Raw genomic sequence first — 17,184 nt, 5'->3', positions numbered from 1 at the left:
TTTTTGTTAGAAAGGAATTACCAACCGGGATTCTGAACAAGTCCATATCCCTTGCTTACTTCATTAGCGGGGAAAGCACTGAGGCACATAGCAGGCTGCCATCCGGTCTTCCACCAACTGCGTGAGTACTTAGTCAGTTCGAAAGGAACAAACTCATAAGCTTTCGTATTCTTATGACGGTACACATGCAAGCCGTGCAACTGAGTCCCGAAGACATCGTATTTCTTCCATCTGATGAGGTCGAAGAAGCGTACTTCCTCGTAAGCAAACTCTACCGCACGCTCGTGAAGAATGGCTTCGCGGAATTCTTCCTGGCTCATTCCCTTCTTCAATCCGGGCATACCCACACGTGCTCTCACTGCATCAATAGCCTTGTAAGCCTCGTCTGTCGGGCCACCATTGTATTCGTTGAGGGCTTCGGCATAGTTCAGATACACCTCAGCCATTCGCATGATAGGCCACTGTACGGGACGGTTGTAAGCCGCTGTATTGCGGTCGAGACCCCATTTACGGCATACCAAGCCCGAAGCCAGGCTTAAATTATGAATCTTTCCTTGGTTCCAGTCCTTGCCTTTCGGATATTCTTTTTTCTTATCGTCGGGCTTAGGTTCTACCATATCGGCTGTGCGTCCATTATATTTATCACCATCGAGAATAAAGTTTTCGTATAGACGAGGGTCGCGATTTTTGAAAGGTTCTTTCTTATGTGCAGGATTATTCCAGTCGAACTTGCTTCCATCCGCCATCTCGAACATGTCGAAGAATTCCTTGGTAGGACAATATGCACCCCAACGCAGCGCCTGGTCAAACGAAGCATTGTTCTTCAGTGCGAGGATATCTCGATGGGAAGAAATCAGCGTCTCGGTCGTTCCGCGGTCAAAGTATGCACTGGTATAGGCTTCGCGTTCATCCTTGATACCCTTGTCGCCCTTCTCTACAAGCTTATAATAACCGTTGCTACCCTTATTCAGTTCATCGAAGAAAGCCTTACAAGCATCGGCTGCGAGCTTCCAACGATTCTTGTCGTAGTTGCCAAACCATGTCATCTTCTTCTCAGAAGCCTCACCGTCGGCATACGGCTTGCTGTCATTGAAGAGCGGACTGGCTACAAACAGCAGCACACGTGTCTTCAAAGCCATTGCTCCGGCCTTGGTAAACCGACCATCCCAGTTGCCGAGTTCGTCGGCAGGAATACTCCACGGGAAATCTTTGTTGGCTATGGCCGAATCAAGAAGTTTCACGATAAAGTCGACCGTTTCTTGCAAAGTGGCACGCTTGGGGAACTCGCCGTCGTCAGAAGAGAGGGCATGGTCGATGATAGGAAGCGCTCCATAGTGGCGCAACATGTGCGCATAGAACACCGCCACCATCATTTCAGCCTCAGCCTTCAGGCGCGATTTCTCCGTAGCATCCATGTCGGGAACACGGTCTATATTCTCCTTCAAGAGCCAGGCATGGCGTATAGCTCTCCACACACCAGACCGTGAGAATTGCATCTTGGTTACACGGCCATTACTATTTGTATTATTTTCTATCGCTGCATTGTAGAGACCGGGATAATAAGTCACTCCCAATGAAGACCAACCGATATTATCGTAATTCAAATCGGTGAATCCCTCAATGGTACTCAAACACAACTGTGTACGGCGACCATTGGTTTCCATGCCGTAAGGCAGTTTTACATAGCAATGCCAAAGCACGCGGCGAGCATACTCAGCTTTACCGAATATAGTATCCTCGGTAACGTCGGTGCTAGGCGGTTTCTGCAAAAAATCGTTTCCAATAGCCAAGTCTTCGCACGAAACGGCGAATCCCGAAAGTAGCAGAGTCGTAACGATTGCTGCTGTATGTTTAAATAGTTTCATGATTATTTCGTTTTTAGAATCCAACTCTTAATCCAAAGTTAATAACCTTCATCAAAGGATATGCCTTACCATCGGCGTTGACTTCGGGGTCACTCACCTTCAGATTGTCAAATGTAAGCAGGTTGTAGCCCGACAGAGAAACGCGCAAAGAGTTCAGATGCAATGCCCGTATCACGGTCTTGGGAAGACTATAGCCCAACTCGATATTCTTCAATCTCAGGTAAGAAGCATCACGCAACCACAGACTTGAGTTCTGATAGTTGTGCGATTTGCTGCGAATAGAGATGGCAGGACCTTTCGCACCGTTGCCCTTTTCAGGTGTCCAGGCATCGTCGACCATAAATTTCATCAAGCTGTAGTTGTTCATTTCGCCGAACGGTGTGCGGTAAACAGAACTCAACATACGCGAAGTCTGGAAAGCACCGGCAAAAGTAACGCTGAAATCAAGCCCGTGCCAAGAGAGTCCCATGTTCACACCGAGGGTGTAACGGGGATAGATGGAGTAGCCAATATCGCGAATATCTTTCTCGTTGATGATACCGTCGCCATTCAGGTCTTTCAATATTACATCGCCGACGAGTGGTATATAACCGCTGCCCTGATCGGCAATAGCACCCGGCTTACCCTTGTTTGCAGCATAGTCGGCTACATCTTTCTCGGTAAAATAGCCGTCAAACACATGACCGAAGTTCTGTCCGACAGGCTTTCCCGTCTGTTTCATCCACTCGTATTCGTAATTGATTTCGTCTTTGAACACCACTTTGTTCTTAGCATACGAGAGGTTTGCACCTATATTATATCTGAAATCCTTGATACGGTCTTCCCAACGCACGCTCACTTCGTAACCGTGGTTGTCTACCTTACCCAGATTGACGGTAGGAAGTTCCACTGCCAAGTATCCGGGAATCACACCGCGGGAAATCAAAATATTGCTACGATGCTCGGTGAAGTAGTCGAAGTTCACGCTCAAACGGTCCTTGAAGAGTTTCATATCAAAACCGAAATTCTGCTTCACAGCTGTTTCCCAGGTTACATCGCGGTTACCAATCTTACCCTCGGAAGCACCCTGTACCTTGGTACTTGTATTGATTCCGAAGTTATAATGACCATCGACGATGTTATAAGTATCGGGCAAATAGAGGAAACGAGTGTTGTCGCTCGTAATATCGTTACCCACCTTACCGTAGGAAGCTCTCACCTTGAAATAGCCCACGACAGGTTTCAGCGGTTTGAAGAAACTCTCTTCAGATATAATCCAACCCAACGAACCGGCTGGGAAGAAACCGAAACGATGTCCTTCGGCAAAGTTCTCAGAGCCATTATAGCCCACACTGAAGTCTACGAGATATTTAGTCATGTAGTCGTATGTACCTCTTCCCACAAAACCGATATATCCACGGGGAATACCTACGAAGCTTCCACTGGGATAATACTTCATGGTCTGATTGTACATCGCAAGACCTGATACATGGTGAGGACCGAAATTGCGCTTGTAGTTCAGTGCTCCTTCGATGTACCAGTTGCGCGACAGGCCGTCAGACTCTTCAAATCCGAGTTTCTGATAACTTGTAACCAACTTCAAGTCGGGTTTTCCGTCGGCATCGAGAATCGACTCATAGAGCGGTTCACGACCTTCGCGACGCTTATAGATAGTTACACCACTATTATATGCACCCTTCAGATGAACCGTCAGACCTTTGGTCAGGAAGTCGAGTTTCTGCGAAAGCTTGAAGTCAAAGTTCAGCACATTGTTGGCCGTAGTGGCATAACCTTTACCATAATAGGTATTCAACGCATCCTGAAGGTTACCGATAGGCAACAGTCCGGAGCTGATACGGATACGCTTTCCGTCTACGATACCTGCACCACTGAAAGGAGGTGCGGCATAGATATAGCGGTAGAGCGAATTGATATCCTTTGTCGTACCGTCGTTGTAGCAAGGCTCTTGCCGGTTACCGAAGTATCCACCGAGATTTACCTGCAACTCCGTTGTCTTCGTCACGTTCACATCCAAGTTTACGCGATAGTTGTAGCGGTTATAGCTGAAACCCTTGTCGTTGCGGTTCTTGAACACCTTGAAGTGTCCGTCCTGCGTAAAGGCACTCAACGATGCAAAATACTTCACGCGGTCAGTACCACCCGAAATATTGAAGTTGTGCTGTGTCTGGAGTGATGCCTTGCGCACCAACATATCTATCCAGTCTACATCCGGATGGGTAAGCGGACTGCTGTGCGTGCGGAATTTCTCCAAATCATCGGCCTTGAAGCCCAACATATCCTCGCCCACACCATCATGCAACTGGGCCTTGTTGTACTCACTGGCCCACTCATAACTGTTCACGAACTCCGGCAAACGGGTCGGAATCTGCCATGCCAGCGATGTAGAGAAGTTCATTCTGGGAGCTTCCTTGCTACCACGCTTTGTTGTAACGAGCACAACACCGTTAGCACCACGCACACCGAATACCGCCGTAGCCGAAGCATCTTTCAATACCGTGATGTCTTCTACTTCGTTCGGGTCGATTTGAGAGAACGCACGTTCCACCCCGTCGACCAATATCAGCGGTTGAGAGAGCGATGTATTCAACGAACCCACACCGCGAATGAATAATGCAGCACCGTCAGCTCCAGGCTGACCACTGCTCTGAATACTCGACAAACCGGATATTTTACCGGCCAACGCATTCGACAGGCTGGCTACCGGTGTCTTCAACAGTTCACCTTGGTTCACAGATGAAAGTGCACCCGTAACAGTAACCTTACGCGTAGTACCGTAGGCAATGACCTGAACATCCTCCAACGCTACTGCATCCTCCCTCAAACTGATTTTTAAGGGCGTAGTGTTTTTCACGACCACAGTACGTGTCTCATAACCCACACACGAGATTTCAATCTTAGATCCCGTCTTGGCTTTGAGTCGAAAGTTTCCATTGGCATCGGTTACTGTTCCCGATTTAGCTCCTACCACTCTCACCGTCGCTCCGACAATAGCTCCCATTTCATCTGTCACAGTACCTTGAATTTCGGTCACCTGATCATTTTGCGTAATGCTATTCACAGGTTGCGGTGACGCATTTGCAGAAGAAAAGGGTAGAAGTCCCATTGATAGCATGAAGATGCTACATTGAAAAAATCGTCTTTTCATTAGATTTAATTGATAGATTAAAATATGTTTCCGGTTCCATTTCAATAGCAATCAAAAGGCCTAAAAACAGATATTAGACATAATTCTTTTTGCAAATATAATAACACCATATAAATAAGGTATGCCAATATCGTTCAAAAAAATACCAATATCGTACAAAACCGTATTTACAAAGGGTTTTTCACGGTATACACCGCAGAATCTGTCCTCAAATACAACTAATCTATCATCACATCAAGCAAACGAAATTTGCTTCGACATCTCACGAACTTACAAACTTATACCCCAAAAATTCATCCTTTTATTTTTTGCGTGCGAACTGGAATAGGAATCGCACCTCATTGTTCAAGACCCTACTCACCGACCTCGTCTAAACAAGTTCTGCGCATTTTCCCAGAGAATCATATCCTTGTAAGGCTGGAGATCTGGCTCGGAAAATAGATACTCCTTCATTCGCTTCAAACTTCCCGAAAGTATCTGTGGAGTAACATAAGGATAGTCAGACCCATAGAGCAGATGGCTGGGAGAGGTAATGGTGAGCAACAAACGAATGGCTTCGGGGGAATGAGAACCTGCCAAGTCGTAATAAAGCGAGGCAAGATTCCCTTCCCAGTCAATTTCTTCTACAAGTTTTGCCCGTTGCATTACAGACGCAAGCGACTTCATTCGTGGAATGGCTATTGGCAGATAGGCACCACAATGTGGAACGACTACTCTCATGTTCGGATAACGTGCCAGCACATTACGACAGATCATATTGGCTATGGCACGTGTTGTCTCAGAAAGGTATTCCTGCATGGCAAGCGGTGTCTGTGCCATTACGTCCTGGTTGGTAGGCTCCGGCTTGTGTGGATGTAGAATGACTACGGCACGTCGCTCGTTCAGAAAAGACATCAGAGTATCCAATTCCGGTGCGCCAAGATACTGACCACGCACGTTTGTCGCTAACTTGACGCCATCGGCATGGAGCGAGTCAAGAGCGTATCGCGCTTCATCAATGGCAGCGTTCACGTCAGGCAGGGGCAATGTGGCACACCAGAGGAATCTGCCGGGGTGTTCCTTTTTAATACGGGCAGCTGCCTCGTTAGCCTGACGGATGATTTTTCGGCTCTCATGAATATCCCCAAAGTAAGGCTGCGGTGCTGCCAAGGTCAGCACAGAGGTCTTCACACCCGCCTCATCCATCCATTTCAGCTGACTGTCAACATTCCATTTGGGGAGAGGAAAGCCCTCTTCCAGCAAAGCATCATGTTCGACGAGAGCGGTAAGATAGGACTGTGGGATGATGTGGGAATGTACATCTATGAAACTTTGGGCAGATACGGTCTGAAAAAACGAAGCCATTAATAGAATTATTGTTGTTGTCTTCATAACATTACTGATAAATCCATTTTTCGATGTCGTTGACTGATACAACCTTCATCAGCAAACCCGACTTCCAATTAGTTTCGGGTTATACCAATGCCTTCATACTCATTATTTTTGAATCGTTTAATGACTATTTGAGTTTGTCATACACCTCATCAGTCACCGGTTCAAGCCATTCGTTCGAAGAGCCTTTCTCAATCTTAGTCATATAGGTAAGATGCTGAAACCATGAATCACGGGCTGCACCGTGCCAGTGCTTTACGCCCTCTGGAATGGCGATGACGGTGCCGGGAGTCATCTTGACAGCCGGTTTACCCCATTCCTGATACCAGCCTCGACCGGCAACACAGATAAGAACCTGTACACATTTATGATGAATATGCCAGTTGTTGCGACAGCGTGGCTCGAATGTTACGTTGGTAGGACCGCCATTCGCGCCATTCAGATCGGCAAGATAACTGTTGCCGATGAAATATTTGGCATAAGCCGTGTTGAGATTTCCTTTGGGCCAAACGCCGAAATCAACACTGTCAACGGTCTCCACAGATTCATTCAGCACACTTGCCACAGCCTTGGCGGTGCGGTTGGCTTCGGCTTCTCCCACCTTGGAACGCAGCAATGAGGGAATATCGCTTAGCTGTCCGATGGTCACACCCATATTCAGACTACCCGATACGTGTGCAAGCAACTGTGACTCGCAACCCGGAAGAGCAGCAATAGCACCGATAGTAACTAATTCGCGGTCGGAAAAAGATAATATGTTACGGCTGAATATGTCGCCAAAAAGATGGGCTTTGAGATAATAATCGGTCTGTGATGCGAACGTATAGTTGAACGGTTTACCACCGCAGAGTTGCGTTTGTACGCTTGTTCCAGCCTTGAGAGCATCGTAATCGCCTGGCTTCTCGTCAGTCTCTACACCCTTTTCCGTCACCAGTCCCTTCGCATCGCGGTCTTTCATGACCTGTTGCAGTGTGCTTAGGGCATTCAGTGAGCGTGGAAATCCAGTGTACGCATAAAGTTGCGAGAGCGCTTCCTTTGCCTCGCTGACGGTCAGTCCGTCGTCAAATCCTTTGTTGAGGACTGTTGCCAGTCCCTCCATATTCCCCTTGGCTTCCATAGAAGCGATGAGAACAAGTGATTGTTGTCTTGCTGTCAGTTCCATCATATGAACAGATTTTTCGTTTGTCTTACGTTTGAAGATTTTTGTCATGTTACCGGCGTCTATCGGGTCGACGTCGTTTAGCTTCAGCGACTTTACCATTTTCTTTGTCACCTCTTTGTAATGCAGGAAATGTTTCGTTTGAATATGGTGCTGATAGGCTTCGGGAGAGGCATATAGCTCTAATATGCGGAAATGGGTCTTATCCTCCTTCATCTGGCAAGGAAAGAGACAAATGACACCCGTCTCCTCCCGAATACTGGTTTCGGCAATATCCTTGCCTGCCTTAATGAACTCGTCAAGATACTGAGGATAGACCTCAATATCGGCCATGCGAACTATCTCTGTCTGTGCTTTCGCGCTGAGTGAGAGGGCGGTCATAATTGTTGCGAAAATAAGATGTTTTACCATATCCATTATTCCATTGTATGTTCCCATTCACCACGTGTGTCAACGCCTGTCGCATCTGCAAGTCGTTCAAGTAGTTCGACCTCTTCGTCCGAAAGTCTTATCTTTGCGGCATCGGCAGCCTCAAGCACATGATGTTCCTCAGTAGCACCAATAAGTGGCATCGTACCTTTGGCAATAGCCCACGCTATGCCCACCTGTGAGCAGGATATGCCATGCTTCTTGCCTACATCCTTCATACCATTGGTAAGAGCTTCGAGCTTGTCGAGTGAGGAATTGTAACGCTTACCGCGCTCGCTCCCTGCCGGAAGCGGATTCTCCTTGTTATACTTGCCCGACAGTGCGCCCTGTTCCAGCACCATGTAGGCCCAGAATTGGATGCCGTTCTCGTTACAATAGTCAAGGATTCCAGCCTTCTCCGACGAACGGTAAAGTAGGGAATAGTGATTTTGAACGGCAGAAATCTTAAAGCCGTCGTCGGCAAGAATATCGTTGGCACGAGATATCTCGTCGAGATTATGATTGGAAACGCCAATGTGTTTCACTTTGCCCGACTTCAATAAGGGAATCAGTTCCGGAGTCCAACGTTCCACATCCATCGGATTATGAATCCAGTAAATGTCTATATAGTCCAGCCCCATACGCTCCATAGAGGCCTCCGCCATTTTCTCAACGCTATTCTCGTACATCTCTGCGATTTGCGGTGTGAACTTCGTCGACAGGAACACATCCTCACGTTTCTGGTCTTTCACGAATGTTCCGAGGATGCGTTCAGACTCTCCCATTCCATAAACCGTGGCAGTGTCCCACAGGTTCAGTCCTGCTTTCATGGCAGTCTCAAATACCGGACGGAGAGTATCTTCGTCTGTCTTATTGCCAAACACGCTGTCACCACCAAAAGCTCCTGTGCCCCAAGCCCAGGTTCCCAATGCTATTTTTGTCTTTTTCTTTTCCATTTTTTATTTTATTGATTCGTCTTGAAATTACAATGCAAAATTAAGGCGGAAAACCAAAAGGATGGATAAATAATTTCCGGAAATGCCTACCATTTTTTTGGATTTACAATCAGGATTAAGTATCTTTACCTGCCGAAGAGGAAAGAACAGAAGATGAAAAAGGTGTTAGAGATAAATTCTGTCAATGATTACGCGGAACATGTCGGTGCCGAAATACTCCATCCGCTGGTCAGCGTTATTCACTATAACGAACTGGAACACTGTCGACACAGCCTGAACAACTATGGTGTGTACGGACTTTTTCTGATGGAGGAAAGCCCCTATACACTTTCCTACGGACAAGGAGTGTATGAAGCAGGACACCATTCGATGATTTGTGTCGCACCGGGACAGATTGGTGGTGTGTCAGACACAGGCGAAGAGATACAGCTGAAAGGCTGGGTGCTGCTCTTTGCTCCGGAGCTTATAGCCGGGACACAGCTCGAACAACAGATGGAAGACTATCATTTCTTCTCTTATTATCAGAGTGAAGCGTTGCGCATGCAGCCCGACGAATGGCGTACGATAGTAAGCTGCATTAAGATGATTTGCTATGAGCTGCGGGTTTCTCCCGACGCATCCCGACAACAACAAATACTTATCACCTACTTGCAACTTATTTTGGAATACTGTTCCCGATTCTATGAGCGACAGTTTCACACGGAAGCAGTCAGCTGTAATAACGATATCCTGAAACGTTTCGATAAGTTACTTCATCAATATTATAAAGAAAACCGACAAGCGAAATACGGTATCCCAACCGTAAAATACTGTGCACAGGAACTCTTTTTATCGCCTAGCTACTTTGGAGATATCATTCGTCAACTCACAGGAGAAACCGCTATCCACTCTATCCGTAAATTTGTCATGCAAAAAGCACAGAGTCTTCTGGCAGAAGGCAAAACTGTGTCGGAAACAGCTTTTGCACTTGGTTTTGACTATCCACAACACTTCAGCCGTCAGTTTAAAGCTTTTTTTGGAGTATCACCAAAACAATCATTACAGGATAGAGAAAAGCCTTTTGTCGCATCCTAGCCTATTACAATCTGACTTTGTATACTCAAATACAACTCATAAACCTGAACCCATTTTTCTGCAAGGCCTCCGCAGCATTGTTGCAAAGACCAGACAGCGATGTTGCAGAGACCAGACAGTAACGCTGCCAAGCCTTTGCAGTTTTTTTAAAAGTTGACAAGTAGACAAGAGGCAAATAGTTATCAACTATCTGTTGAAAACTCTGTGGATAATTCCTCTCATAACTAGAGGATAACTATGTGGATATCCACACAGACTATAAAAGGTCTTTATATAAGTGAATATCCACAGGGTTATCAGGCTGATTTCAGTAAGTTTTCCACAGATTTACAACAAAAAAAGATATAAACTTATTAATTTTGCACGTAAACATCCATTTTTATGGAAAACAACCGTATTGCTCTGATTATCAATTAATAAATATCAAACAGACTGTGCATAACTCAAAATAAAAGGTTGATAAGCAAAATAGCAAAAAATAAGGATAGAAGTTATCAACTTATCCACGCTATATCATACCTTTCATCTTCTTTTTTTAAAAAGAGAAATAAAAAGAAATATTATAATAAAGTGGTGTTGGAAAAGTCGACAGAGACAAATATCAAGCTGAGTGTCATTGTTCCGGTGTACAATGTGGAAACGACATTGAATAGCTGTCTGGAAAGCATCTTCAGTCAGCACGTGGCCGATATGGAGGTAATCTTGATAGATGACGGATCGACAGACGGGTCGGCCGAAACATGCAATCAATGGGCTGAAAAGGAAGAACGGCTCACAGTGATACACCAGATTAATGGCGGACTGAGCCAGGCACGCAATACGGGTATCAGTCGGGCGCATGGTCAGTATATTACTTTCGTTGATTCAGACGACGTTATCATCGGAAATACGTATGCCGGATTACTGGATATATTGGCAGAACATCCTGAATACGACATGCTGGAATATGGTGTGTCGCTGCATCATGGTAGTTGCAGGCAGCGCAGAATGTCGTTTGGAGACGTTACCTATACTGATATGAAGGAATACTGGATTCAGACTGAAGCCTACAGGCATGCTTATGCGTGGAATAAAATATATCGGAAGAAATTGTTTGATAACGTCAGGTTTCCAGTGGGTAAGTTGTTTGAAGATATTTATACGTTACCGCTCCTGCTGGAAAAGGCATCGTGTGTGGTTACCACATCGCAGGGATTGTATGGGTACTGTGACAATCCGCGTGGACTGACGGCACTGGCCGGCGGTGCTGCCCATGAGCAGTTGCTCGACGCTCAACTACAGATGTTCGCCCGTTTGACAGACTACGAAGATACAAAAGCCATGAGCAGATATTACTTGTTTTTGCTCAACAGGCAGATAACGGTGTGCAGACTGACGGGCAAACGGCCTGTCCTCCCCTATTATCGGGCCAGGCTCTTGCAAGAATTTGGTTATGTCGGACTTATTAAAATAGGTGTGTTGCGCCTGGTGGGAGTCGGGGGTGCATGTAGATTGTTTAGAATGATGAAACGATGAAACAGAGATTGAGAATACTGCTCATAGGTGAATACAGCAATGTTCATAATACATTGGCCCAGGGATTGAGAGCTTTGGGGCATGAGGTGACGGTGATGAGTAATGGAAATACGTGGAGAAATTATCCGCGCGACATAGATATATCACGACGACCGGGCAAGTGGGGACGTTTGTGTTATGTGTTAAGGCTATGCAGATTGTTACCGAAGATGCGCGGATATGATGTCGTACAGTTGATTAATCCTGTTTTTCTTGATTTAAAAGCGGAGCGCATATTTCCTGTTTATCGCTATTTGCGCAAACATAACAAGAAAGTTTTTCTCGGTGCTTTCGGTAATGACTACTATTGGGTCAATACCGGTTGTACCACAATGCCGCTACGCTATGGTGATTTCAATATGGGGAAGCAACTCCGAAATACGAAAGATGCACTTTTACACAGGGGAGAATGGCTTGGCACAGCAAAGGAACGATTGAATAAAATGATAGCCGCCGATTGCGATGGCATCATTGCCGGACTGTATGAATACTGGGTTTGCTATCAGCCTGTGTTTCCACAGAAGACCGTATTTATTCCTTTTCCGATAGTACCTTTAAAAGATACTCCCGATTGTTCGTATCACGAGCCTTTGAAAATATTTATAGGTATTGACAGAATGCGCTCGGAATACAAAGGGACTGACATTATGCTGCGGGCGGCAAAGGCTATTAAGAAGCGCTATGCTGACCGGGTGGAACTACGAACAGCAGAAGATTTACCTTTTGAGGAATACCGTAAGCGTATGGATGGCAGCGATGTGATTCTCGATCAGCTGTATAGCTACACACCTTCGATGAATCCACTGGAAGCCATGAAGAAGGGAATAGTGTGTGTGGGAGGTGGAGAACCGGAGAATTACGAGATACTGAACGAATCGGAATTGCGCCCTATCGTGAACGTACTGCCCAATGAGGAAAGTGTGTATGGGGCGTTGGAACAACTGGTAGTTCACCCTGAACGTATCCCTCAGTTGAAGAAAGAAAGCGTGATGTACGTACGTCGACACCATGACTATATTGACGTGGCACGGAAGTATGAAGCCTTGTATAGGGGAAATGATGAGAAGTGAATGAAGACAGATTTCCCTATATAATATATGGTGTATGCTTTCTTAAATTAAGTAAATTATCCCTCTATTCCAAAAGTTTGGGGTAAATTTGCAATTTAAATCGAGAACTTTTCAATCATGAGTTTAACAAGTATTGTAGGAAAGGTTTTTCTTCCCCGTCAGAAATCTTTGGAACTTCATCAAGAGCGAGGCATGGACTTGCAACATACGGTGTTGCAACAGTTGCTGCGTCATGGTAAAGAGACGGAATATGGAAGAAATCATTTGCTCAATCATACCCATACATACGAGGAATTTGTAAAAAACGTACCGGTCAATACGTACGAGGACCTGAAGGACGACATAGACCGGATGCGCCACGGAGAGGCCGATGTGTTGTGGCCGGGTACAGTGAAATGGTATGCCAAGTCGTCGGGAACGACCAACGACAAGAGTAAATTCATCCCAGTATCGGCTAGTGGTCTGCACAAGATACACTATCAAGGGGGTAAGGACGTGGTGGCGATGTATCTGCGCAATTATCCTGAGAGCCGACTTTTTGACGGAAAGAGCTTGATTCTGGGTGGTAGCCACTCGCCAAACTATAATCTGCCAGGATCGATGGTGGGCGACCTGAGTGCTATATTGATAGAAAATATCAATCCGTTTGCCAATTTGGTGCGTGTACCGAAGAAGCAGACAGCTCTGTTGAGCGACTTTGAAGTGAAGCGCGACCGCATAGCCCGCGAGACATTAAACAAGAATGTGACCAACCTGTCGGGTGTTCCGTCGTGGATGTTGAGCGTACTGGTGAGGGTGATGGAGCTGAGCGGAAAAAAGCATCTGGAAGAAGTGTGGCCCAATCTGGAAGTATTCTTCCACGGAGGTATAGCCTTTACGCCCTACCGTTCGCAGTATGAACAGCTCATCACGTCGCCCAATATGCACTATATGGAGACGTATAATGCCAGCGAAGGATTCTTCGGTATACAGGACGATCCACAGGATAAGTCGATGTTGTTGATGCTCGACTACGATGTGTTCTATGAGTTTATGCCAATGGATGAGTTTGGAAGCGATAATCCTACGATAGTTCCGCTCGAAGGAATAGAAGTGGGAAAAAACTATGCCATGCTCATTACTACTTCGTGTGGATTGTGGCGATACATGATAGGCGACACCGTGAGCTTTACGAGCAAGAATCCTTATAAGTTTATCATTACCGGCCGGACCAAGTATTTTATCAATGCTTTCGGCGAAGAACTGATTATGGACAATGCCGAAAAGGGATTGGCGTATGCTTGTGAGAAGACGGGTGCAGAGGTGTCTGAATATACTGCCGCTCCCGTATTTATGGATAGCAGGGCAAAATGTTGCCATCAATGGGTGATAGAATTTGCCAAGACGCCTGCCAGCCTGAGTGAATTTGGTGATTTGCTGGACCGTCGCCTACAGGAACTTAATAGTGATTACGAGGCCAAACGTTTCCACGACATCACTTTGCAGCATCTGGAAATAGTGAAAGCGCGCCCGAATCTCTTCAATGACTGGCTGAAGTCGAAGGGAAAGATGGGCGGACAACATAAAGTTCCACGTCTCAGTAACACGCGAAAGTTTATAGACGAGATTCTTGAAATGCAGAATTCATCGGTTTACGATGCTGCTTCGAGAGCTTAAAAAAATAAAGGAAAACCGGCAATACAGATATATGAATAGAATGAAAGGAATAAACCGACGGCTTTTCAATAACTTACATATCATAGCATTACTGGCTATGATTGCCGGTATTGCATCGTGTGCCAGGATGGGAAATCCCGATGGTGGATGGTATGACGAGACACCTCCGAAGGTACTGGGGGCTACACCGGCCGATAAAGGTATAAATGTTACTTCGAAACGCATCAGGATACAGTTTGATGAATTCATCAAACTGGAGAATGCCAGTGAGAATGTAATTGTCTCTCCGCCTCAATTAGAAACGCCTGAAATAGTGGCTTCGGGCAAATATATAGATGTGAAACTGATAGATTCGTTGAGACCTAACACCACATATACGGTGGATTTCAGCGATGCTATCAGTGATAACAACGAGAATAATCCACTGGGCAACTATACTTACAGCTTCTCTACGGGTAGTGAGATAGATACGATGGAGGTGTCGGGATATGTATTGGAGGCCGCTAATCTGGAACCGATGAAAGGTATCTTGGTGGGTCTTTATGCAAATATGGCCGACTCTGCTTTCCATAAGTTGCCCATGCTGCGTGTGAGTAGGACCGACAGTCGTGGCCATTTTGTTATCAAAGGCGTGAAGCCGGGGAAATATCGCATCTATGCTTTGCAGGATATGGATGGTAATTACATGTTCAGTCAGAAGAGCGAGATGATAGCTTTCAGTCACGATACTATCACGCCATCGGTGAAAGAGGATTTTCGTCAGGATACCACATGGACCGATACGCTGCACATTGCTGCCATCGACAGAGTGCAATATCATCATTATATGCCCGATGATGTGGTGTTGCGGGCGTTTACAGAGGTGTTGACCGACCGATACTATATCAAGAGTGAGCGCAGCGAAGCCAATAAGTTTACCTTGTTTTTCAGTTATGGTAATACGCAATTACCTGAAATTAAAGGTCTTAACTTCAATGAGAAAGATGCCTTTATCATTGATACCAATCTGAAACAAGATACGATTACCTATTGGCTGAGAGATACGGCGCTGGTAAATCAAGACACGTTGCACATGGATATGACCTACTTGATGACCGATAGTCTGGGTAAACTGGTCAGCCATACCGAACCGTTGGAAATTCTTTCCAAGCAGCCCTATGCCAAGCGTATGCGCGAAAAGCGGAAAGAGATGGACGAATGGAAGAAGAAAAGCGAAAAAGCCAGGAAGAAAGGTGAACGCTTTGACAGTATCATGCCGCTCAAACCATTGGCTATGGATGTCAGGGTGAGCACACAATTAGACCCTGACAAGAATATACAATTCATATCGTCGGCACCGCTTGAAGGTGTTGATACGACGAAGATACATCTCTATGCCAAGCACGATTCGTTGTGGTACAGGTCGCCATTCCTTTTCAGGCAGTTGGCAAAACGGTCGGACGATGGAACGATGATACAGCCCGACAGCCTGCAACATGGATTGAAATACGAGCTTGTGGGCGAATGGAGACCCGATATTGAGTATAGTCTGGAGTTGGATAGTACGGCATTTGTAGACATCTATGGCAATGTATCGGCTAAGTCGAAATATGGTTTCAAGGTAAAATCGAACGATGAATACAGCACATTGTTGGTGACTTTGCAGGGTATGGATTCGCTGAATATGGTGGTACAGCTGCTCGATTCCAGCGACAAAGTGGTGAAGGAAGTGAAGGCAACAGACAATCAGGCCGAATTCTTCTATCTCTCTCCGGGCGAATACTATATGCGCTTGTTTGTCGACCGTAATGGAAATGGTATCTGGGATACGGGTAAATACGACGAAGACCGGCAGCCTGAAGAGGTATATTATTATCCTCAAAAGTTGGAATGCCGTGCCAAATGGGATATTACAGAGTCGTGGAATCCGAAATCTACCAGTCTTGACAGGCAGAAACCTGGGGCTATAACAAAGCAGAAATCAGAAAAGAAACGCACTGTTCAGCATCGTAATGCCGAACGGGCAAGACAATTAGGCAAACAATATGTGCCTGGAATTTAAACTATAATATATGGACAGAATAACTAGAAATATCATAGCCGTGATGCTGTTGCTATTTGCTACGACAGCCAGTCACGCTCAGTGTTCGTTTCGGAACACAGCTTTCAAGTCGGGAGAATTTCTTTCTTACAATCTATACTATAACTGGAAGTTTGTGTGGGTCAAAGCCGGTACAGCTTCTATGTCTACCGTTCAGAGCAATTATAACAGCAAATTGGCCTACAGATGCAGTCTTACCACGCGCGGAAGTGAACGGGTAGACAATATGTTTGTGTTGCGCGACACACTGCTTTGCTATAATACGCTTGATTTAGAGCCGCTTTATTATCGTAAAGGAGCGCGCGAAGGCAAGCGCTATACGGTCGACGAGGTGTTCTATAATTACGATGGTGGTAAGTGCAATCTGCGCCAACATCGCCAGCACAATGATGGTACGCATTCGTGGGAACGACATTCCTATAGTGATTGTGTATATGATATGGTGAGTATTTTCATGCGTGCACGCTCGTTTGATCCTACGAATTGGAAGAAAGGAAAGGTGGTAAAATTTCCCATTGCCGATGGAAATGGACGTACACCGGCACAGATTCGCTTCGATGGAGTGAGTGTGGTGAAGGGTGATAATGGTGTGAAATACCGTTGTCTGCGTCTGGCTTATATGGAATGGAGCGAGGGAAAATTCAAGCGTATCGTCGATTTCTATGTCACAGACGACGAGAACCATGTTCCTGTGCGGCTCGACATGTTTCTCAGATTTGGCTCTGCCAAGGCCTTTCTGGTCAATGCCAGAGGACTCCGCAACCCTATCCAGTCTATAGAAAAGTAGGTGGCAAAGGGTATATAATGAAAAAAGCCGCTGTTCTCCGAGGAGAAATAGCGGCCTAA

General features: G+C 45.8%; 11 protein-coding genes. 6 read left to right on the top strand and 5 right to left on the bottom strand.

Annotated elements, in window-relative coordinates; genetic code table 11:
- Positions 1 to 17: 17 nt before the first annotated feature.
- The 5 genes from ACZ42L_RS09305 to ACZ42L_RS09285 form a co-directional block, all read right to left on the bottom strand.
- Positions 18 to 1,865, bottom strand: a complete 1,848-nt coding sequence (locus ACZ42L_RS09305) for a RagB/SusD family nutrient uptake outer membrane protein (RefSeq protein ID WP_464715925.1) — start codon at positions 1,863 to 1,865, stop codon at positions 18 to 20.
- Between the two features lie 13 nt (positions 1,866 to 1,878).
- Positions 1,879 to 5,010 carry a SusC/RagA family TonB-linked outer membrane protein gene (locus ACZ42L_RS09300; protein WP_464698564.1) on the bottom strand — a complete coding sequence of 1,044 codons (3,132 nt, stop codon included), beginning with the start codon at positions 5,008 to 5,010 and terminating at the stop codon, positions 1,879 to 1,881.
- A gap of 357 nt (positions 5,011 to 5,367) precedes the next feature.
- Positions 5,368 to 6,381, bottom strand: a complete 1,014-nt coding sequence (locus ACZ42L_RS09295) for an amidohydrolase family protein (RefSeq protein ID WP_464715924.1) — start codon at positions 6,379 to 6,381, stop codon at positions 5,368 to 5,370.
- A 127-nt stretch (positions 6,382 to 6,508) separates the two neighbouring features.
- Entirely contained in the window at positions 6,509 to 7,957 is a 1,449-nt protein-coding gene (locus ACZ42L_RS09290) for a carboxymuconolactone decarboxylase family protein (protein ID WP_464715923.1), read from the bottom strand.
- The gene (locus ACZ42L_RS09285) at positions 7,957 to 8,904 is read right to left on the bottom strand and encodes an aldo/keto reductase (protein WP_464698558.1); all 948 of its coding nucleotides are present in this window, start codon (positions 8,902 to 8,904) and stop codon (positions 7,957 to 7,959) included. Before ACZ42L_RS09285 ends, ACZ42L_RS09290 begins: the two co-directional genes overlap by 1 nt.
- Positions 8,905 to 9,057: 153 nt before the next feature.
- On the opposite strand from ACZ42L_RS09285, the gene ACZ42L_RS09280 reads away from it, so the two are divergent.
- The 6 genes from ACZ42L_RS09280 to ACZ42L_RS09255 all read left to right on the top strand — a co-directional run bounded on the left by ACZ42L_RS09280 (position 9,058) and on the right by ACZ42L_RS09255 (position 17,125).
- Complete coding sequence (locus ACZ42L_RS09280; protein ID WP_464715922.1) at positions 9,058 to 9,978, top strand: helix-turn-helix domain-containing protein; 921 nt, start codon at positions 9,058 to 9,060, stop codon at positions 9,976 to 9,978.
- A gap of 576 nt (positions 9,979 to 10,554) precedes the next feature.
- The gene (locus ACZ42L_RS09275; protein ID WP_464715921.1) at positions 10,555 to 11,493 is read left to right on the top strand and encodes a glycosyltransferase family 2 protein; all 939 of its coding nucleotides are present in this window, start codon (positions 10,555 to 10,557) and stop codon (positions 11,491 to 11,493) included.
- Between the two features lie 8 nt (positions 11,494 to 11,501).
- Positions 11,502 to 12,602, top strand: coding sequence for a glycosyltransferase family protein (locus tag ACZ42L_RS09270; protein WP_464716995.1), 1,101 nt, complete (start codon positions 11,502 to 11,504; stop codon positions 12,600 to 12,602).
- A 117-nt stretch (positions 12,603 to 12,719) separates the two neighbouring features.
- The gene (locus ACZ42L_RS09265; protein WP_464715920.1) at positions 12,720 to 14,258 is read left to right on the top strand and encodes a GH3 auxin-responsive promoter family protein; all 1,539 of its coding nucleotides are present in this window, start codon (positions 12,720 to 12,722) and stop codon (positions 14,256 to 14,258) included.
- Between the two features lie 31 nt (positions 14,259 to 14,289).
- Positions 14,290 to 16,299, top strand: coding sequence for an Ig-like domain-containing domain (locus tag ACZ42L_RS09260; RefSeq protein WP_464715919.1), 2,010 nt, complete (start codon positions 14,290 to 14,292; stop codon positions 16,297 to 16,299).
- 10 nt (positions 16,300 to 16,309) lie between these two features.
- A complete protein-coding gene (locus ACZ42L_RS09255) occupies positions 16,310 to 17,125 on the top strand; it encodes a DUF3108 domain-containing protein (protein WP_464698550.1) in 816 nt (271 codons plus the stop codon).
- The last annotated feature ends 59 nt before the right edge of the window (positions 17,126 to 17,184 follow it).

The organism is Prevotella mikamonis (genome assembly GCF_055381405.1).
This window is presented reverse-complemented; position numbering and strand designations above follow the sequence as displayed.